Annotated in this window: 20 protein-coding genes; 12 read left to right on the forward strand and 8 right to left on the reverse strand. The window is 71.9% G+C overall.

Going from position 1 to position 19,279, the window contains the following annotated elements:
* Positions 1 to 169 precede the first annotated feature (169 nt).
* From ABD329_RS31630 to rsmI, 7 genes are all read right to left on the reverse strand, one after another.
* Positions 170 to 1,990 (reverse strand): ABC-F family ATP-binding cassette domain-containing protein, encoded by a 1,821-nt coding sequence (locus ABD329_RS31630; protein ID WP_198280936.1) that lies wholly within the window; start codon positions 1,988 to 1,990, stop codon positions 170 to 172.
* A gap of 197 nt (positions 1,991 to 2,187) precedes the next feature.
* The gene (locus ABD329_RS31635) at positions 2,188 to 3,114 is read right to left on the reverse strand and encodes a 4-(cytidine 5'-diphospho)-2-C-methyl-D-erythritol kinase (RefSeq protein WP_198280937.1); all 927 of its coding nucleotides are present in this window, start codon (positions 3,112 to 3,114) and stop codon (positions 2,188 to 2,190) included.
* 644 nt (positions 3,115 to 3,758) lie between these two features.
* The gene (gene rsmA / locus ABD329_RS31640; protein ID WP_198276542.1) at positions 3,759 to 4,625 is read right to left on the reverse strand and encodes a 16S rRNA (adenine(1518)-N(6)/adenine(1519)-N(6))-dimethyltransferase RsmA; all 867 of its coding nucleotides are present in this window, start codon (positions 4,623 to 4,625) and stop codon (positions 3,759 to 3,761) included.
* 180 nt (positions 4,626 to 4,805) lie between these two features.
* Complete coding sequence (locus tag ABD329_RS31645; RefSeq protein WP_309142684.1) at positions 4,806 to 6,005, reverse strand: resuscitation-promoting factor; 1,200 nt, start codon at positions 6,003 to 6,005, stop codon at positions 4,806 to 4,808.
* 154 nt (positions 6,006 to 6,159) lie between these two features.
* Entirely contained in the window at positions 6,160 to 7,080 is a 921-nt protein-coding gene (locus ABD329_RS31650; RefSeq protein WP_198276541.1) for a TatD family hydrolase, read from the reverse strand.
* A gap of 170 nt (positions 7,081 to 7,250) precedes the next feature.
* Complete coding sequence (locus tag ABD329_RS31655; protein ID WP_198276540.1) at positions 7,251 to 7,727, reverse strand: hypothetical protein; 477 nt, start codon at positions 7,725 to 7,727, stop codon at positions 7,251 to 7,253.
* Between the two features lie 186 nt (positions 7,728 to 7,913).
* On the reverse strand, positions 7,914 to 8,789 hold the full coding sequence (rsmI, locus tag ABD329_RS31660; RefSeq protein ID WP_198276539.1) for a 16S rRNA (cytidine(1402)-2'-O)-methyltransferase: 876 nt from the start codon (positions 8,787 to 8,789) through the stop codon (positions 7,914 to 7,916).
* 136 nt (positions 8,790 to 8,925) lie between these two features.
* On the opposite strand from rsmI, the gene ABD329_RS31665 reads away from it, so the two are divergent.
* Both ABD329_RS31665 and ABD329_RS31670 read left to right on the forward strand, forming a co-directional pair.
* Positions 8,926 to 10,707: a phospholipid carrier-dependent glycosyltransferase gene (locus tag ABD329_RS31665; protein WP_198276538.1), complete on the forward strand. Its 1,782-nt coding sequence runs from the start codon at positions 8,926 to 8,928 to the stop codon at positions 10,705 to 10,707.
* A 189-nt stretch (positions 10,708 to 10,896) separates the two neighbouring features.
* Positions 10,897 to 11,700 (forward strand): NUDIX domain-containing protein, encoded by an 804-nt coding sequence (locus ABD329_RS31670; RefSeq protein WP_198276537.1) that lies wholly within the window; start codon positions 10,897 to 10,899, stop codon positions 11,698 to 11,700.
* On the opposite strand, the gene ABD329_RS31675 is transcribed toward ABD329_RS31670, so the two are convergent.
* A complete protein-coding gene (locus ABD329_RS31675) occupies positions 11,684 to 12,817 on the reverse strand; it encodes an NsdA family TPR-like regulatory protein (RefSeq protein ID WP_486388703.1) in 1,134 nt (377 codons plus the stop codon). The two genes, ABD329_RS31670 and ABD329_RS31675, sit on opposite strands and share 17 nt — an antisense overlap.
* Before the next feature lie 1,238 nt (positions 12,818 to 14,055).
* Between ABD329_RS31675 and ABD329_RS31680 the strand changes: the two genes are divergently transcribed.
* From ABD329_RS31680 to ABD329_RS31725, 10 genes are all read left to right on the forward strand, one after another.
* Positions 14,056 to 14,247: a hypothetical protein gene (locus tag ABD329_RS31680; protein ID WP_198276536.1), complete on the forward strand. Its 192-nt coding sequence runs from the start codon at positions 14,056 to 14,058 to the stop codon at positions 14,245 to 14,247.
* 146 nt (positions 14,248 to 14,393) lie between these two features.
* On the forward strand, positions 14,394 to 14,699 hold the full coding sequence (locus tag ABD329_RS31685) for a hypothetical protein (protein ID WP_198276535.1): 306 nt from the start codon (positions 14,394 to 14,396) through the stop codon (positions 14,697 to 14,699).
* Complete coding sequence (locus ABD329_RS31690) at positions 14,696 to 15,067, forward strand: hypothetical protein (RefSeq protein WP_198276534.1); 372 nt, start codon at positions 14,696 to 14,698, stop codon at positions 15,065 to 15,067. Before ABD329_RS31685 ends, ABD329_RS31690 begins: the two co-directional genes overlap by 4 nt.
* Positions 15,064 to 15,729, forward strand: a complete 666-nt coding sequence (locus tag ABD329_RS31695) for a GGDEF domain-containing protein (protein ID WP_198276533.1) — start codon at positions 15,064 to 15,066, stop codon at positions 15,727 to 15,729. Before ABD329_RS31690 ends, ABD329_RS31695 begins: the two co-directional genes overlap by 4 nt.
* Positions 15,726 to 16,217 carry a Pycsar system effector family protein gene (locus ABD329_RS31700; protein WP_425574404.1) on the forward strand — a complete coding sequence of 164 codons (492 nt, stop codon included), beginning with the start codon at positions 15,726 to 15,728 and terminating at the stop codon, positions 16,215 to 16,217. The genes ABD329_RS31695 and ABD329_RS31700 overlap by 4 nt, the downstream gene beginning before the upstream one ends.
* On the forward strand, positions 16,214 to 17,818 hold the full coding sequence (locus tag ABD329_RS31705; protein ID WP_198276532.1) for a hypothetical protein: 1,605 nt from the start codon (positions 16,214 to 16,216) through the stop codon (positions 17,816 to 17,818). Before ABD329_RS31700 ends, ABD329_RS31705 begins: the two co-directional genes overlap by 4 nt.
* Positions 17,815 to 18,150, forward strand: coding sequence for an RRQRL motif-containing zinc-binding protein (locus ABD329_RS31710; RefSeq protein ID WP_198276531.1), 336 nt, complete (start codon positions 17,815 to 17,817; stop codon positions 18,148 to 18,150). The genes ABD329_RS31705 and ABD329_RS31710 overlap by 4 nt, the downstream gene beginning before the upstream one ends.
* 41 nt (positions 18,151 to 18,191) lie before the next feature.
* A complete protein-coding gene (locus ABD329_RS31715; RefSeq protein WP_198276530.1) occupies positions 18,192 to 18,485 on the forward strand; it encodes a hypothetical protein in 294 nt (97 codons plus the stop codon).
* A gap of 139 nt (positions 18,486 to 18,624) precedes the next feature.
* Complete coding sequence (locus ABD329_RS31720) at positions 18,625 to 19,074, forward strand: hypothetical protein (protein ID WP_198276529.1); 450 nt, start codon at positions 18,625 to 18,627, stop codon at positions 19,072 to 19,074.
* The gene (locus ABD329_RS31725) at positions 19,074 to 19,268 is read left to right on the forward strand and encodes a hypothetical protein (protein WP_198276528.1); all 195 of its coding nucleotides are present in this window, start codon (positions 19,074 to 19,076) and stop codon (positions 19,266 to 19,268) included. Before ABD329_RS31720 ends, ABD329_RS31725 begins: the two co-directional genes overlap by 1 nt.
* Positions 19,269 to 19,279: the final 11 nt, after the last annotated feature.

A 19,279-nucleotide genomic window follows, 5' to 3' on the forward strand; every position in this document is an offset into this window, starting at 1 on the left:
GCAGTGTCCAGGTCATCGACCAGCTGAGACCGGCCTGTGACGCGACCGTTGTCAGGGCGCGCGCCACCGCCGCACAACCTCTTCACACGATGCTTTCAGGCCACGCACATCTCGCGCCGTGGGCTCGTGCGTCTTGGGCTCATGCGTCGTCGGCTCGTGCGCCGTGGGCTCATGCGTCGTCGGCCAGCTCCAGCCAGCGGGTCTCCAACTCGTCCCGCTCCCCCGTCAGCTCGCGCAGTTGCGTATCGAGCTCGGCGACCTTGGCGAAGTCCGTGGCGTGCTCGGCGATCAGCGCGTGCAGCCCGGACTCCTGTTCGCTGATCCGGTCCAGCCGCCGCTCGATGCGCTGAAGCTCCTTCTTGGCGGCGCGCTGGTCGGCCGCCGACCGCTGCCGGGCGGCCTGTTCGCCGGTCTTCTGCTTGGCGGGCGCGGCGGCGGCCGGGGCGGCCGCGGCCAGTGCCCGCTGCCGCCGCTCCAGATACTCGTCCACGCCGCGCGGCAGCATCCGCAGGGTGGCGTCGCCCAGCAGGGCGAGCACCCGGTCGGTGGTGCGCTCGATGAAGTAGCGGTCGTGGCTGATCACCACGAGCGAGCCGGGCCAGCCGTCGAGCAGGTCCTCCAGCTGGGTCAGGGTCTCGATGTCCAGGTCGTTGGTGGGCTCGTCCAGGAAGAGCACATTGGGCTCGTCCATCAGCAGCCGCAGGATCTGGAGCCGACGCCGCTCACCGCCGGAGAGGTCGCCGACCGGGGTCCACTGCTTCTCCTTGGTGAAGCCGAACTTCTCGCACAGCTGGGAGGCGGTCATCTCCCGGCCCTTGCCGAGGTCGACGCGCTGCCGGATCTGCTCGACGGCCTCCAGGACACGGAGGTTCCGGTCGAGTTCGGCGACCTCCTGGGACAGATACGCGAGCCTTACGGTCTTGCCGACCACGATCCGGCCCCCGGCGGGCTGCTGTTCGCCCTCGCTGCCGGCGGCCTCGGCGAGGGCGCGCAGCAGCGAGGTCTTGCCCGCGCCGTTCACCCCCACCAGGCCGATCCGGTCGCCGGGCCCCAGCTGCCAGGTCAGATGCTTGAGCAGCACCTTGGGCCCGGCGGTGACGGTCACGTCCTCCAGGTCGAAGACGGTCTTGCCGAGCCGGGAGTTGGCGAACTTCATCAGCTCGGCATTGTCGCGGGGCGGCGGTACGTCCGCGATCAGCGCGTTGGCCGCCTCGATGCGGAAGCGGGGCTTGCTGGTGCGGGCGGGGGCGCCGCGGCGCAGCCAGGCGAGCTCCTTGCGCATCATGTTCTGCCGCTTGGCCTCCTCGCTGGCGGCGATGCGCTCGCGCTCGGCGCGGGCGAAGACGTAATCGCTGTAGCCGCCCTCGTACTCGTGGACGGCGCCGCGCTGGACGTCCCACATCCGGGTGCAGACCTGGTCGAGGAACCAGCGGTCGTGGGTGACCACCACCAGGCCGGAGCGGCGGGCGCGCAGATGCCCGGCCAGCCAGGAGATGCCCTCGACGTCGAGGTGGTTGGTGGGCTCGTCCAGGACGATCAGGTCCTGCTCGGCGATCAGCAGCTGGGCGAGCGCGATACGGCGGCGCTCACCGCCGGACAGCGGGCCGATGACCGTGTCGAGACCCTGCGGGAAGCCGGGCAGGTCCAGCCCGCCGAACAGCCCGGTGAGCACGTCCCGGATCTTGGCGTCACCGGCCCACTCGTGGTCGGCGAGATCGCCGATCACCTCGTGGCGGATGGTGGCCGCGGGGTCGAGCGAGTCGTGCTGGGTGAGCACGCCGAGCCGCAGATCCCCGGCGTGGGTGACGCGGCCGTCGTCGGCGGGCTCCAGCTTGGCGAGGATCCGGATGAGCGTGGTCTTGCCGTCGCCGTTACGGCCGACGACGCCGATGCGGTCGCCCTCGTTCACCCCGAGGGAGACGCCGTCCAGCAGGGCACGGGTGCCGTACACCTTGCCGACGGATTCAACGTTGACCAGGTTGGTCGCCATCACACTCCATTACGCGGATCGATCGGCATCCCAGGGTAGTCGCCGCGCGGGGCGCCTCGCTCGGGCGTCGACCGGGCGGGCGTTCACTCGGGGGTCGACCGGTCGCTCACTCAGGTGCGGACCGGGCACTCACTCGGGCGCGGACCGGCCGCGCGCTCAGGCCCGACCGGCCGGACAGCCAGACGTCGACCAGCCGCTCAGGCGTCGACCAGCCCTGCCCCGGGGACCGGGCCGGAGGTGACCCGGACCGTACGGCAGGTGCCCGAGGCAGCCAGCGCCGTCGCCACCCCCTGCGCGGCCTCGACATCCTTGGCCAGGAAGGCGCAGGTGGGGCCGGAGCCGGAGACGAGGGAGGCGAGCGCGCCCGCGTCCGCTCCGGCGCGCAGGGTGTCGGCGAGCGCGGGGCGCAGCGAGAGCGCGGCGGGCTGGAGATCGTTGGAGACGGCGGCGGCCAGCGCGGTGGCGTCGCCGGTGCGCAGCGCGTCCAGCAGCGCCTGGGAGGGCTCGGGGGCGGGCACATCGGCGGCGTTCGCGCCCGCGCCGGACTCCTCGCGCAGCCGGTCGCATTCGCGGTAGACGGCGGGGGTGGACAGCCCGCCGTCGGCCACGGCGAACACCCAGTGGAAGGTGCCGCCGGTCTCCAGCGGCGTCAGCAGCTCGCCTCGGCCGCGGCCGAGGGCCACGCCGCCGACGAGGCTGAAGGGGATGTCGCTGCCCAAGTCGGCGCAGATCTCGAGGAGTTCGGCCCGGGTCGCCCGGGTGCCCCACAGCGCGTCGCACGCCAGCAGCGCTCCGGCGGCGTCCGCGCTGCCGCCCGCCATGCCGCCCGCGACGGGGATGTCCTTGGCGATGTGGAGGTGCACGCCGGGTTCGATGCCGTGCCGCTCGGCGAGCGCGAGGGCGGCGCGGGCGGCGAGGTTGGTGCGGTCCAGCGGCACCTGAGCGGCGTCCGCGCCCTCGACGGTGATCCGGAGGGCATCGGCGGGGGCCGCGGTGACCTCGTCGTGGAGCCCGACGGCGAGAAAGACGTTGGCCAGGTCGTGGAACCCGTCGGGACGCAGTCCGCCGACCGCGAGCTGGACGTTGACCTTGGCGGGCACACGGGCGGTCACGGGACGGCTCACGGGGCTCCTCGGTGGGGTTCGGGTGTTCCGGTGCGGCCATTGTCCCGCGTGCGGAGGGTGTGCCCGCGACGGGCTGGTTCCCCACCCCGCCCCTCCCCGTAACCGGAGCTCCGCCCCGGACCCCGTCTCTGGGGGCTTCCTGCCCCCGAGCCCCCGCCCCGTCCAGCCCCGCTCAGGGGGCTTTGCCCCCGGGATCGCGCCCCGTTGCCCGACAGGGCACCCGGCCCCGGTCCGCGGCCCCGACCCGTAGCCCCGGCCGAAGCGGGGCCTGGGACGGGGCTCTGGCGAGCCCTCAGCCCCCGGTACACAGCTCCGCCCCCTGCCCCCGGCCGATACACAGCCGAAGCAGAGCCCGGCGCGAAGCCCCAGCGGGGAGGCCGGGGCAAAGGCCCGGCAAGAATCCGGCGGCGGCACCCCCGGCCAAGCTCCCCGCCCCAGCCCCCCGTGCGCAGCCGAAGCAGGGCCCAGGGCGGCGCCCCGGCGGGGGTTTGGGGCGGCCCCCGCTTGGGGGCGGACCCCGGCGGGGGTTTGGGGCGGAGCCCCCGGGTGGGGCCCGGGGCGGAGTCCCGGTTTCGGGGAGGGGCGGGGTGGGGAGTAAACCCGGCCGCGGGCGGGGCGTGCGGTCAGACCACCGGGCCGTGCGGTCAGGCCACCGGGCCGTGCTCGGCGATCGCGGCGAAGTCCTCCACCGTCAGCGACTCGCCGCGCGCCTGCGGCGAGACACCGGCGGCCTTCAGGGCCTCCTCCGCGGCCCCCGCCGAACCGGCCCAGCCCGCGAGTGCCGCCCGGAGGGTCTTGCGGCGCTGGGCGAACGCCGCGTCCACCACCGCGAAGACCTCTTCCCGGGTGGCGGTGGTGCGCGGGGGCTCGTCCCGGCGGATCAGCGAGACCAGGCCGGAGTCGACGTTCGGGGCGGGCCAGAAGACGTTGCGGCCGATCGCGCCCGCCCGCTTGACGTGGGCGTACCAGGCGGCCTTCACGGACGGGACGCCGTACACCTTGGAGCCGGGCGGGGCGGCGAGCCGGTCGGCGACCTCGGACTGCACCATGACCAGCGTCCGCTCGATGGTCGGGAACCGCCCGAGCATATGGAGCAGCACGGGCACGGCGACGTTGTACGGCAGGTTGGCGACCAGCGCCGTCGGCGCGGGGCCCGGCAGCTCGGTCACCCGCAGCGCGTCGCTGTGCACCAGCGCGAACCGGTCGGCGCGGTGCGGCAGCCGGGCCTCGACGGTCGCGGGGAGAGCCGCGGCGAGGACATCGTCGATCTCGACGGCGGTGACCCGGTCGGCGGCCTCCAGCAGCGCGAGGGTCAGCGAACCGAGCCCGGGGCCGACCTCGACGACCACGTCGTCCGGGCGCACCCCGGCGGTCCGTACGATCCGGCGGACCGTATTGGCGTCGATGACGAAGTTCTGGCCGCGCTGCTTGGTCGGACGTACGCCGAGCCGCGCAGCGAGTTCGCGGATGTCGGCGGGGCCGAGGAGAACGTCGGAGTCGGTGGAGCTCACCCGGAGAGTTTAGGCCCCGGGCCCCGTTCTTTTGGGGCTCGGTTCGCGTGAGGGGCCATGCGCCCCTGCGACGACCGGGGCACCCGACCCGGCACCGGGGGCGCCCGGCCCCACACCGGGGGCGCCCGGCCCGACACCGGGGGCACCAGGCCCGGCACCGAGGTGCCCGACCCGGCCCCATCACCGGTGAAGCTTGGAGCCGCAGCTGGGCCAGGGGCTGGCGCCGCGTTGCTGGTAGAGCTTCTTCGCGCGATAGGTCTGCTCGGACGGGGGCGCGTCCTGGGGGCGGCCGTGGCCGCCGAGGGAGTGCCAGGTGCCCTGGTCGAGCTGGTAGAGGCCCCCGTAGCGGCCGGAGCCGTCGACCGCGTCGGGCCGGCCGCCCGATTCGCAGCGGGCCATCGCCCGCCAGTTGAGCCCGTCCGCCGGGCCGCCGACGCCGGCGGGCACCGTCATGGTGCCGACCCGGACGATCCGGGCCACGGGCGCCTTGACGATCTCGCTGCCGATCTTCCGCGGCCGCTGCCGTACGCCGTTGACGCTGCGCACCCGGTAGGTGATGCGCAGGGTGCCCGGTTCGCCGGGCCGGGCCACCAGCTCGGTGCCCTTGGGGAGGGTGGGGTCGGCGCGGCGGACGGTGGTGAAGGGCACCGGATGGTCCCGGACCTCCTTGCCGCCGGTGATCCGCATCACCGTCACCGTCTGGCCGTCGCGCGGGAAGCTGTCCTGCGGGACGGAGGTGGTGTCCTGGCCGCGCAGGGTGAGCCCGGCGGCGGCGAGGGCCTCGCCGACGGTGGCGGCGTTCGTACGGACGATGTGGGGGCGCCCGTCGGCGAGGAAGGTGACGGTGCGCTCGGTGCGGACGTGCAGGAGCAGCCCGCGGCTGGTGATGGCCGCGGAGCGGGAGGCGGACAGATACGCGCCCTCGGCACGTACGCCCAGTTGGCGCAGTGCGCCGTCAACCGTGCGGGCGGTGGTCCACACCCGGCGGCGCTCCCCGTCGAGGGTGAGGGTGACGGGACGGCCGTAGCGGACGGCGATCTCGTCGCCGTCGCCGAGCCGCTCCCCGGGCGCGGGGGCGACGATGTCGTGCGCGCCGACGCGGACGTCCTGGTCCGCCAGCAGCTCGCCCACGTCGTCGGCGTAGGTGTGCAACGTGCGCGTGTCCCCGTCGACGCTGAGCCGTACGGCCTTGTCCTGGGCGACAAAGGCGGAGGTGCCGCCGGCCAGGGCGGCGACCACCATCGCCTGCGGCAGCAGTCGGCGCATCGGATCGGTCCGGCCCGTGGCGCCGCGCCGGGCGGCTCGGCGGGCGGCGGCACGGCCGCCCGGGACGCGGTGGCTGGCCCTACGGCTCACGACAACACTCCGGTAACACTCCACAAGTCCACTGGTCAGGGCGTTGGGTCCGGGACTGTAGCGGAGTGGGGGTGACTCTCCAAAGGAAGATCATCACGCAGTGTGATCACCGGCCTCGGATCGCCACCGCCTCTCACTCGGATCGCCACCGCCCCTCAATGGCTGTCACCGCCGCCCCTCAATAGCCGAAGACGCGCGCCGTATTGGCCGCCACGGCGGTCGCCAGGGTGTCCTCGGGGACGCCCTTGACCTCGGCCATGGCCCGCAGGGTGAGCGGGATCAGATACGGAGCGTTGGGCCGTCCGCGGTAGGGGACGGGGGTCAGGAACGGCGCGTCGGTCTCGACGAGGACGAGGTCGAGCGGGGCGACGGCGAGGGCGTCGCGCAGCGGCTGGGCGTTCTTGAAGGTGATGTTGCCCGCGAACGACATGTAGTAGCCGCGCTCGGCGCAGATCTTCGCCATGGCCGCGTCACCGGAGTAGCAGTGGAAGACGACGGTCTCGGGCGCGCCCTCCTCGGCGAGCACCCGCAGCACATCGTCGTGGGCCTCCCGGTCGTGGATGACCAGCGCCTTGCCGTGCTCCTTGGCGATCGCGACGTGGCGGCGGAACGAGCGCTCCTGGGCGGCCATGCCCTCCGGGCCGGTGCGGAAGTAGTCCAGACCGGTCTCGCCCACGCCCCGCACCTGGGGCAGCGCGGCGAGGGCCGCTATCTCGTCGAGGGCCGCGTCCAGTGCGGCGTCGCCGCCGGGCTCCCTGGCGCCCTGCCGGGACCAGCCGTCGGGGTCCCCCAGGACGATGCGCGGCGCCTCGTTGGGGTGCAGGGCCACCGTGGCCCATACGCTCTCGTGCGCCGCCGCGGTCTCGGCCGCCCACCGGGACCCGGCGAGGTCGCACCCCACCTGGACGACGGTCGTCACGCCGACCGAGGCGGCCTTGGCCAGTGCCTCCTCGACGGTGCCCGACTGCATGTCCAGGTGGGTGTGGGAATCGGCGACCGGGACCCGCAGGGGCTCCGGCGGCGGCGGGGGCGCGTCCTTTTCCTTTTGCGCGCCGCTCGCCTTGCCACTGCCGCCGGGGGTCGATGCTGTTTTCGCCATGGGCGCGATTCTATGAATCCCGGTGAATGTGAGGTGAATCGCGTCCGGCCGCTCAGTTGACCCGCGCCCGGCTCAGGTGAACCGGCTCGGGAACCGGCTCATACGCAACCACTCGAACCGGCTCATGTGAAACAGCTCATGTGAAACAGCTCATATGAACCGGATCGCACTCAGTCGCGGTGGTGGTGAAAGGGATGCAGCAGATTCGGAAGGTGCCAATGGTGCCCGCGGCGCCGCGCGGGGCCCTCGTTTTCCGGTGCGTGGTCCGGCGCGGCGTCCGCCTCGGTGTCCGGCGCGCCGGTGCCGTCCTCCCGGTCCCGGGTGGTGTGCGGCCTCCCGCGCCGCGCACTCTCCAGGACGGACGAGACCTGGCCCGAGCGCATGATCCGCACCAGATGCGCACCGCAGTTGACGCAGTCGGGGCTCGTCAGCGGGGACGGGACGCGCCGGCCACCGGTGAAGTACACGACGAAGGCGCGCCCCTCGCCGTCCACGTGGTGCTCGATGTCGTACGACCGCTCCCAGCCGTGCCCGCACTTCATGCAGGCGAAGGCGTACGCCTCGTGGGCCACCTCGCCGGACTGTTCGGAGGGGGTGTGGGCGGCTATCGGATGAGCACCGCTCGAGGTTCCCGCTATATCGCTCATGGCAGCTCCTCTTGTCACACAGGACAAGTCTTCCGGGATGGGATCGCCCCAGGTCTTCCACAACCAGTGGACGCCTTTCCCGGCGCCACCGCACGGGCTCTTCCCTCTCTTTGAGCGAGATTTGGCAACGGCGATGGAGAAACTGGCGTGCAACTGCCCGGCTACTAACCTGAGCTTTGCATTTCGCTACGGGGCTTTACCTTCGCGTGGCGCGCTTCCGGTCGCGTTCTTCGCCGCCACGACCGCGTCGAACACCTGTCGCTTGGGCACCCCGGCCTCCTGGGCCACCGCCGCGATGGCCTCCTTACGGCGCTCACCGGCGTCCTCGCGCACCGCGACCCGGCGGGCCAGCTCGGCGGGGCCCGCCTCGTCGGGGCCGGGCGCGGGGGCGCCCTCGACCACGATGGTGATCTCGCCGCGTACGCCCTCCGCCGCCCAGGCGGCCAGCTCGGCCAGGGGGCCGCGCCGCACCTCCTCGTAGGTCTTGGTCAGCTCCCGGCACACCGCGGCGCGGCGGTCCGGGCCGAACACCTCGGCCATGGCCGCGAGCGTGTCGTCCAGCCGGTGCGGGGCCTCGAACCAGACCAGGGTGCGGCGCTCGTCGGCGACCTCGCGCAGCCGCGTCAGCCGCTCGCCCGCCTTGCGCGGCGGGAACCCCTCGAAGCAGAAGCGGTCCACCGGCAGCCCGGACACGGCCAGGGCGGTGAGCACCGCGGACGGGCCGGGCACGGCGGTGACGGTGATCCCGCGCTCCACGGCGGCGGCCACCAGCCGGTAGCCGGGGTCGGAGACCGACGGCATGCCCGCGTCGGTGACCAGCAGCACCCGGGCGCCGCCCGCCAGCGACTCGACCAGCTCGGGCGTGCGGGCCGACTCGTTGCCCTCGAAGTAGGACACCACCCGGCCGGCCGGGCGCACGTCCAGGGCCTGGGTGAGGCGGCGCAGCCGCCGGGTGTCCTCGGCGGCGATCACATCGGCGGCCATGAGCTCGGCGGCCAGCCTCGGAGGCGCGTCCGCCGTGTCGCCGATGGGGGTCCCTGCCAGTACGAGCGTTCCAGTCACGCCCCCATCCTCGCAGCCGGGCGCGGCGGGCCGGTCGACCGGCCGCGACCACCCACGACCGGCTAAGGGCTCGCACGAATCCCCGTTCGCCGCCTTTCCCCGCCACACTCACAGACCGCTTCCCTACGATGGCCCGGTGAGCAGTGACACCGCGACCCACGCCCAGCCGGGCAAAGCCACCGGCCAGCAGCCGCCGGCCTGGCAGCGCCGGCTGCGCCGTTTCGGCTACGCGGGCCAGACCAGGCCCGGCGTACGCGAGCGGCTGGTCCCGCCGTACGCGGAGCCGGGCACCCGGCTCTGGGAGATCCTCGGCGCGACCCCCTCGGCAGCGGCCAGAATCGCCCGCTGGAGCGGCTGGGGCGGTCCGCTGCTCGTCGCGCTGTGCGCCGGGCTGACCCGCTTCTGGCATCTGGGCAGGCCGGACAACGTCATATTCGACGAGACGTACTACGCCAAGGACGCCTGGTCGATCTGGGAGTACGGCTACGAGGGCACCTGGCCGAAATCCGCCAACGACCGGATTCTCGACGCCCCGCAGCACATCCCGCTCAGCGACGCGGCCTCGTATGTGGTGCACCCGCCGGTGGGCAAGTGGGTCATCGGGCTCGGCGAGCAGTTCTTCGGGCTGCACCCGTTCGGCTGGCGGTTCATGGTCGCGGTGCTCGGCACCCTCTCGGTGCTGATGCTGTGCCGGATCGGGCGGCGGCTGTTCCGGTCGACCTTCCTCGGCTGCCTCGCGGGCGCGCTGATGGCCGTGGACGGGCTGCACTACGTGATGAGCCGCACGGCGCTGCTCGACCTGGTCGTGATGTTCTTCGTGCTGGCCGCCTTCGGCTGTCTGCTCGTCGACCGGGACCTGGCGCGGGCCAGGCTGGCGGCGGCGCTGCCGGCCCGTGAGGACGGCGCGGCGCGGCCGGACCCGGCCGTCGCCCGGGGCCTGAAGCTGGGCGCCCGGCCGTGGCGGCTCGCGGCCGGGGTGCTGCTGGGCCTGGCCATCGGCACCAAGTGGAACGGGCTGTACGTGCTGGCGGCCTTCGGCCTGATGACCGTCCTGTGGGACGTGGGCAGCCGCCGCACCGCGGGCGCCCCCCGCCCCTACCGGGCGGTGCTGCGGCGCGATCTGGGCTGGGCGTTCGTCTCGCTGGTGCCTGTGGCGATCCTCACGTACATCGCCTCCTGGTCGGGCTGGTTCACCTCGAGCGGCAGCTACGACCAGGGGCGCGGCTGGCGGCACAGCGGCTACTTCCGCCACTGGGCCGAGTCCGGCAAGCAGGACGGCGGCGGCGGCTACGGCACCGGCGGCGCCTTCGACTGGCTGCTCAACCCGCTGCGCAGCCTGTGGCACTACGAGTCCGAGGTCTACAAGTTCCACGTCAACCTCGACTCGCCGCATGTCTACCAGTCCAATCCATGGAGCTGGCTGGTCCAGTCCCGCCCGGTCTCGTACTTCTACGAGTCCCCGCGGGCCGGCCAGGAGGGCTGCCCCAAGGACGCCGCCGAGAAGTGCGCCCGTGAGGTGCTGGCCATCGGCACCCCGCTGCTGTGGTGGACGGCCTGTTTCGCGCTGCTGTACCTGCTCTTCCGCTGGGCGCTGCGGCGCGACTGGCGGGCGGGCGCGATCCTGTGCGGGATCGCCGCGGGCTATCTGCCGTGGTTCCTCTACCAGGACCGGACGATCTTCTCCTTCTACGCCGTCGTCTTCGTGCCGTTCCTGTGCCTCGGGGTGGCGATGATGATCGGCGCGCTGCTGGGACCACCGGGCGCGAGCGAGACCCGCCGGGTGATCGGCGCGGTCGGCTCGGGTGCGCTCGTCCTGCTGATCATCTGGAACTTCATCTACTTCTTCCCGCTGTACACCGGCCAGACGATGCCGATGGACGCCTGGCGCGCCCGGATGTGGCTCGACACGTGGATCTAGCTGTGACGATGCCTTGTGGGTGCGCTCGCCGTTCCGGTCGTTGTTGGTCGTCATTGGTCGTCGTTGGGCGACCCCGGACGGCCCACAGACGGCCCGGGAAGTCGAGCGCGCCTGCTGCGGTCACCACTGCCGTAGCCTGGTCAGGACGTTGGTACGCGCCAGTAATCGGAATGGGAGTGTGCTCAAGGGATGGGGCCTAAGTCCGCGCGGGCGTACAGCACGATCCGGGAATGGATCGCGTCCGGGAAGCTGTCGCCGGGCGACAAGCTTCCATCGGAACGCACCCTCGTTGATGACCTCGAAATAGGACGCACTGCGCTGCGCGCGGTGCTGGCTCGACTCGTCACAGAGAGAGTTCTGGGAGTGCGAGGACGCAGTTCCTACTTCGTGCGTTCTCACCACTCGAACGACGCGGTGAGTGTCAGCAAGCCGGAAGGGCTGGAGCCCTGGCGAATCCATGGCGAGCGCACTATCTATGACAACCGTTGGGTAAAACTCGACCTGGTGGACGTTGAACCACCGGGAGTGGAGCGCTTCGAACATCACGTCGTGCGACTTCAGCACGTCGCGATTGCGGCAGTGCTGGACGACCAGGATCGCGTACTGATGCTCTGGCGATACCGCTTCGTGCCGCAGGAATGGGGGTGGGAGCTCCCGGGCGGCATCGTGGACGCGGGGGAAGACGCCCAGCGTACGGCACTGCGGGAAGTCGAAGAAGAGACTGGATGGCGCCCAGACTCACTTGAGCACGTCGTCACCTATCAGCCCATGGTCGGCATGGTGGATTCACCGCACGAAATCTTTATCGGACGGGGCGCACAACGCATCGGGGACCCCACCGACATTGAGGAAGCCGGACATGTCGAATGGGTCCCTCTAGCTGATATCCCCAAACTCATGACTCGCGGAGATCTCATGGGATCGGGCACTCTCGTTGCCCTCCTCCATATCCTCGCGACACGAGGGGATAACACCTCTACAGCTTCTGCGTGAGCTGTTCAATTCGACGGCGGCGCCGCACGGATCCCGTGCGGCCCGCCAACAGCCGCGCTTCGCGCAGATGCTCTTGCGCCTGGTCGAATTCCCCCCGTGCGAGATGGGCTTGCGCCAGGTCGCACCGGACACCAGCGGAAGCGCGTACGAAAGTCGGATCCATCACGTCGAGCGCTTGATAGAGGCTGTCCACTGCCTCGTTATCGCCGACCAGGGCGAGCAGGTTTCCGCGCCATCGGGCGAGATGGCCAGCGTTCAGGAAGATGCTCAACATGTCGGGGTCGCGGTCCTCAGCCCCGCCGGGCAGAACGGTCGCGGCCCTGTCGAGTGCCCGCCGGCACTCGTCGGGCTGCCCCGTGTGTGCGTACACCTCCGCCTCGGAGGCATGCAGCCATGCTTGCAACCGAGGCGACACCCGACCCTTGGCCTCGCGCTGCGCGTTCTGCACGACGCTCACCGCGAGTTCGGGCCGCCCCGCGTCGAGCAACACGTTCGCTTGCTCCGCCATGGCGTGCACGAGGTACATCGGCTCTTCCGCCTCCTGGGCGGCCCGCTTGCCCAGCTCGTAATGGCGCCAAGCCCGTTCGACCGCGCCCACATCCAGCGCCTGCCAAGCGGCGAGCGTGGCCGCGCCCGCGAGGGCGCGCGCCACGGGACGGCGTGTTTCCGGGAGGACCGCGAAGGTGAGCGCGTCTTCCAGCCTCGCAAGGTGCCCAGTCATCTGGTCAACCAGGCTCGCAGCGCCCATCTGACGATCGAAGGTCCGCAGTAGCTCGGTCTGCTCCATGAACGACTGCACCATGTCGAGGCCGACAGTCCGCGCCGAGTCAATGCGGCTGACCAGCTCGTCATAGCCTCCCGCCGTGGGCAGCGACACAGCGGACTCGCCCGTCCCGCGCAACTCGCCGTCAGTGAGGCCGAGCAGCGCCCGGAGGATCGCGGCGTACCGAGCCGAGATGGCGCGCTTGCCGTTCTCCCACTCCGACACGTAGACCCGCAGGCTCGCCGTCGACGCCACGTCGAGCAGGTGCTGTTTCGCGTACCGCTCGATCTCGCGCACGAGCCGTTCTTGCGACCACTCGCGGCCCAATCGGGCCAGCTTCAAAGTCTCGTTCACGCTCCCCGCCCTCGCCGAGCCAGCTCAATGCCTGCAACAGCAGCATGCCTCATATCGCCGCAGGTCCACAGGGGTTAACCCCGGCCTTAACAGCCCTCACGTGAATCGCTGTTGGCTACACGGACGTTGATCCGGCCGCTTCTCTGGAGGTGCGCACAGATGGCGAGTTCCGAAGCTTCGACGCCTCGGGACTTGCATCTGGTGCGCACCAGATGCAAGTCTTCTGGTGCGCACCAGATGGGCGCAGAGGGGCCCCGCAAGGGGATCCGCTCGTGTTTGACCTGCTCAACCAGGCCCGGACGGCAGCGCGTGAAGGCGGCCGAAAGGAAGCCGCGACGTTCTTTGAGAACTGAACAGTGAATCGAGATGGGGTGAGAGTCCCCGTTCCCGTGACGGCCGGGTGAGGACCGTCGGCAGCGGTGCCACGCGTCGGCGTGGCACGTACGGCACTTCGGCTCTGTAGAACGCTCGTCTTGCGGCGGGTGGTCATCCGAGTGAGCTGCCCTGTTGTCGCGCCAGAGCAGAGACGATGGCGCGCCCGATCCGGGCTCGGGACCGGTCAGCCGTGGCAACGGCAGGCCGGTGAAGCCTGCTCTACCAGGAACCACCGTCACCGGCGCTCGCCTGCATGTTGTGCGCCGGTGGCCGTGGCTGCTCGTAGGGAGTGGTCGACACCAGCGCGGGCCCCGGGTTGCCCCCCGGGGCCCGCCGTACAGGCACCTGTAGGAGAGGCAACCTGTGATCACCAGCATGACACGCGGCTTACTCGCCGCGAACCCCGGCGACAGCGACCCGGACATGGACGAGGCCCTGCGTCGCGTCCGGTCGGGAGGTGGGCGCTGATGGCAGCGACGTGTGGCTCCTGCGGGGGTGCCGGCGGTCGGACCGAGGACACCTCGGACGGTGGGGTCACCCGCCAGACCTGGCGGACCTGCGGCTCCTGCGGCGGAAGCGGGGTCAAGTGATGGACACCCGACCGCTGACGAACATCCCGATCCGCTGTACCACCTGCAACGGCACTGGTGAAGGCCAGTTGGTCATCACCGGCAACGGTTCGCAGACTCGACAGCCCTGCGGCTCCTGCGGCGGTAGCGGGCAGCGGTAGAAGTTCTCCGTTCCGCGACCCTTTTCGCCCTGCTCGCCGGGGCGGCGGCCTCCGACCAAGGGACAGCCTGCCGCCCCGGCCCATCCATCCACCTCGACAGGCACGAGCCTGTCACCGCCGTAGAGGAGTAGCCGTGACCACGGCAATCCCGCGTCCGGCCGATCCGCGTTCGCCGCTTCAGGCGGCCCGCGATCGTGTCCGGGCGACTGCCCACCAGCTCGTCCACACGCACCTGCCCCTGCCACAGCGGCAGGAGCTGGCCGATCAGCACACCAAGAACCTGGCCGACCTCCGAGCGCTGGAGAGCGGCGCGGCTCGCGACTGACGGTTGCCCGATCCGCCTGGCCAGTGCCGGGCGGTGAGGGGAGCTGGCCCAGCCCGTTCCGTTCGCCCGGAAGCGGCGGCCTCCGACCAAGGACAGCCCGCCGCCCCGGCTTTCCCCTGCCCATCCGACGACTTCGGAGCTTCCCCATGAAGAGCTTCATCGGCCACCACGAGGTGGCCACGGACGCCGACTACCTTGAACTCGCCCTCGGCACCCCGCTCGAGCTGTGGCTCGGCGAGGAGGGAGAGAGCGCCGAGGAACGCGCGGCCCGTCTGGACGCGGCCCGCGACATCCTCGCCGACGACCCCGAGCTGATCGACAGCGTCAGCCGGATCGCCGCCGAGGCCATCGAGACCCACGCCCCGGTGCTGTTCCCCAGCCTCAGCCGCCTCCCCCGCCCGGCGCGCAGCACCGGCCGGACCACGACCGCGTCGAAGGCGGTGGCAGCGTGAGCACGACCAACACCGCAGCCGACCAGTCGCTGCTGGAGATGATCGCCGCGGATGAGCGGTCCCTGCTGCGTACTGGCGCAGTGGCCCGGGAGCTCCTGGCACGGCATGCCGACCTGCCGCTGCACGGAGCGCGTTTGAAGTACGGCGGTGAGATCCACCTGAAGGCACCCACCGCTGAGGACGTGCGGGCGTGGGCGGCCCGTTTGGACGCCGAAGTCACCGAGCGCACCGCTGACCCCGGGTACGGCCCTTTCCGGCACACGGACGTCGTCACGGTGATCGATGGCGTCCGGGTGCATGTCTGGCACTGCCACATGTTCTCCGAGGCCGAGGCCGCCGCCTGGCGGGAGAACAGGGGCCGGTCATGAGCCACACCCTCGCCGCCCTGTCCGCCGCTGCCCCTCTGGCTGCCGGGTGGACCGTTCACGGGCTGTGGCAGCACCGCCTGATCGACCGCGCCGAGCGGGATGCGCTCACCGGTCTGCCGCGCCGGGCCGCGTTCTACAAGAGCGCCGCCCGGATCCTGCGCAAGGCGCGGCGGGACGTCGTGGCGACCCTGGTGATTGACCTGGATGGCTTCAAGCAGGTCAATGACGTCCATGGGCACGCGGCCGGTGACACCGCGATCCGCGAGACCGGCCGACGCCTGGCCCAGTGGGCCGAGCCCCTGGGCACCGTGGCGCGGCTGGGCGGGGATGAGTTCGCCGCCGTCATCCGCTGCCCCGACCCCGACACGGTGAGCGGAGAGCTGACCCACCTGCACCAGTGGCTGTGCTCTCCGGTCACTTACGACGGGCTGCCGCTGCCCCTGGGCGCCTCCATCGGCGCCTACCTCCACACCCCCGGCCCTGGCTCCACCGTTGATCTGTCGGCGGCGCTGCGGGTGGCGGACGAGGCGATGTACGGGGTCAAGCAGACCGGCGGCGGCTGGGCCCTCACTCACACCCTCACCCCCTCGTACCGGACCGTCAACGGCCGTCGCGACGGCCGCCGTGGCACCGACCTCGATACCGAAGGAGGTGCGCAGTGACCCCGGAGACGATGACAGCCCGGGGGGCTGATGCCGTGCTGGCGGCCGCGCACGCGGAGGTGAAGACGGAGATCGGCCGCACGGACAGCAAGGCGTCGCTGCTGCTGGCCTTCAACGGCGCCCTGCTGGCCGGGGTGTGGACCGTCGCCACCAGCCTGCCCCTCCCCCCGCCGACACTGGCCATCGGCGCCGTGGGTGTCGCGCTGCTGGTGGCCTCGGTCGCCGTGCTGCTCGCCGCGGTCCGCCCCAACCTCGGCGGCGCCCGTCCGAAGGGCTTCCCGCTGTGGGCGACGCTGCCCGCTGAGCAGCTGCGCGCAGCCCTGCTCGCCGATGACGTGGCCGAGCATGTGGGCCGCCTGTCCCGGCTGGCGGTGGGCAAGTTCGTCCGGCTCCAGCGGGCGGTGGACCTCACCCGCGCCGCCGGGGCCGCCTTCACCGCCGCCGCGCTGGTCGCGGCCGTGCTGGCCCTGGTGGGAGGCGTCCGATGACCTCCTGGCTGTTCGAGCTGTTCCCGGACGCGCCGGGCTGGCTGTCCTGGGCCGTTCCCCTGGCTGCCGCCGTCCTGGTGCTCGCGCTCGCGGCGTGGGCGGTGGGGCGGCTGCGGAAGTCGGTGTGGCTGTCTGGCATCGGCCCCCAGGCCGTCGTCGCCCTCGGCGGCGTCGCGGTCTCCGTCCACGGCCTGTGGGGATTCGCCACCGGCACCGCGGGACTGCCGGCACTGCTGGCGGTGGCGTTCATCGCGGTGTTCGACGCGGCCGAGATGACGCTGCTGGTGATGATGTACCGGGCGGCGGATCCGGAGGTGGGGTGGACGCCGGAGTTGCGGCTGATGCACCGCACCGCCTGGCTGCTGGTGTCCTTCTCGGCCGCGATGAACGCCGTCCACGCCCCGAACTGGTGGGCCCGCCCGGTCCTGGCCGCCATCCCCGGCCTGGCCGCCTGGCTGATCGAGCTGCAACTGCGCAGCAAGCTGCACCACGAGCGCCCCGACGAGGACGAGACGGGGGGACGGCCGGGCCCGGTCCGGCTGGTGGTGCTGCTGTGGCAGCACGCATGGGCCGCCCTCTTCGCGCTGCTGGGCCTGGACGCCCGCACCTCCTCCACCGCTGTCGCCCGCGCCGCGCTGGCGCAGCGGGCCGCGCACCGCGTCTATCGGCTCCGCCTGGCCCTGGAAGCCGGGCCAGTCAAGGGGAGTTCCCGGTGGGCGCGGCGCCGGTTGCGGGTGTTGCGGCGCAGGGCGCAGAAGGCGCTGGATCGTGCCGATGTCGCCACCGACACCGGTCAGTCGCTGGCCCTGGTGCGCCGTCTGGCCGCGCTCACCCGCGCGGATGAGGTGGCCCGTCTGAACTATGCGGACGCCCCGGCGGTGCTGGCGCTGATCGAGGGCCTGGCGGTCACCCCGGCTGCGGAGCGGTTGGAGTCCTCGCGCGCGGATGCCGCGCGGCAGGAAGCCGAAGCCGCGCGGGAGCGCGCGGAAGAGGCCCTGCGCGCCGCGCAGCGAGACCTCGAATCGGTCCGTGAGGAGCACGCCGCGCTGCTTGAGCAGCGGCAGGGTGTGGATGGTGAGGTGGAGGCTGCGCGGCAGCGCGCGGAGGACGCGCGGCAGGCCGAGGAGGCCGCGCGGAAGCGCGCGGATGACCTGATCACTGCCGCGCAGCAGGAAGCCGACCGCATCCGCACCACCGTCGAGGGTGAGCAGCAGCACCTCAAGCGGCTCACCGCCGAGACCGACGCGTTCCAGCGGGCCTATAGCCAGGCACAGACCGCGTTGCGGCAGGTCAGGGACCAGATCGAGGAAGCCACCGCACTGCGGGACCGGCTGCTGGGAGACGTCGCCGAGCACGCCGCGAGCGATCCGGATCCGGTGTTCAAGTCCGAGGCCAAGCAAGCCGGATGGCAGCTCTACCTGTCCCAGGTCACCAACGGGAACGGGGCCGAGCCGAGCGCCGGGGAGTTGGCCGAGCGGTGCTCGGTGGATCCGGGGAACGCGCGGAACTGGCTGCGTGACTTCCGTGCCGCGCGCGCCGCGCAGCTCACCGCGCACCAGCCGCGCGCCCTGACCGGCGTCAACGGCACCGACCGCTCATGACCGCCCTGCCGGTCTACCGGTGGCACCTGGCGCCGGACGGACTGGCCACGCGCCGACAGCTGCGCGCGATGAACCTGCGCCCCGGCGGCCAGGACGTCGTCGCGGAGCTCCAGCGGCCCCGCCGTAAGCGCGGGCCGCTGGTCGCGTACCTGTACCGCATCGACCGGGCCAAGCCCGTCCGGCCCATGACTCCGGCGAAGTGGGCAGCGCTGGCCAAGGCGAACACCGCCCGCCGCACCTGCCCCACCTGCCGACGCGACGCCGGATACGTCATCCCGCCCTCGGTCGGGGCGTGCGCGACCTGCGCCTATCCGCTCGGTCTCGCTGCCTGACCCGATTTTCATCACTCTGTTCATGCCTATTGGAGGCATTCGTGAAGCAGCGTCTTTTCCCCATGCTCGCCGAGGTCGTCGCCGCAGCGATGGCTGGCTACCTGGGGTATCACCTCAGCACCTACGACGTGCCGCTGGCCCTCGTTGTGGCCTGCGCTCTGGCGTTGTACATCGCCTTCCGCGACACCCTGCACCAGCTCGCCCAGGCGCCTCACACGGTCACGCACCGCTGCACGGTCCCCGGTTGCGCGTTCACCGTCCGGCTGACCCGCGCTGACGCGGTCGAGAACCGGCGGTGGCAGGAGATCGCCGCCGCCCACCCCAGCCACACCTGATCCCAGCGAACGTCCGGCACCACCAGTGAAGGCCAGCCCAGGGCATGTGGGCTGGCCTTCGCCGCGACTGCCGGAAGCAGTCGAACCCGGAGCGTCACGCACGCCCCGGGGCACGTTCACCATCCCATGGAGGAGCTGTATGGCACAGGAGAAGTGGTCTCCTGACCTGCTCAAGACGCCGGAGGACCGGGCGATCCACCTGGCCCAGCGGCGGGCGCAGATCGAGCCGATCATCGATGACCTGCGGAGGCTTGCCCGCGAAGTCGCCGCGGATCTCAAGGAGCGCGGGGGCCTGGAGGGTGACTTGCCGTTCCAGGCGAGGGCGCGCGCGTGGACGACTGGCCGTCCGATGTTCCAGGCCGTTGACGATCTGGAGGCGGCTATCACGCACCTGGTGGCGTTCGGCGCCCGCTACGAGCGGTCGTACGAGGAGCTGCCGGAGAAGCGGGCTCGGAAGGCGGCTGAGAAGCAGCGGGTCAAGGAGCTGAAGGCATCCGGCGGTGCCCCGCAGCTTGAGCAGCAGCGGAGTGACGAGGCGTCGCAGGCCCAGAACGGTGGTCTGTTTGATCACCTCACGAAGGGCGCGTGATGGCCGGGAAGGATCCGGCGCGTGCCAAGCGGCTCCGTGCGGAGCTGTGGGCGCCGAGGGTCAACGACGCTGCGGATGCCCGGTCGCGGGCCATCGTTCTGTTCGATCTGGCCCGCGCCAGGCTCGCCGATGATGACCCGCTGTGGCGGTCGCTGGCGTCGGAGCTGTCGCGCTACCTGGACGGCAAGCAGTGACGCTCCGTGTT

Source organism: Streptomyces javensis (assembly GCF_039525925.1).
GTDB lineage: Bacteria > Actinomycetota > Actinomycetes > Streptomycetales > Streptomycetaceae > Streptomyces > Streptomyces asiaticus.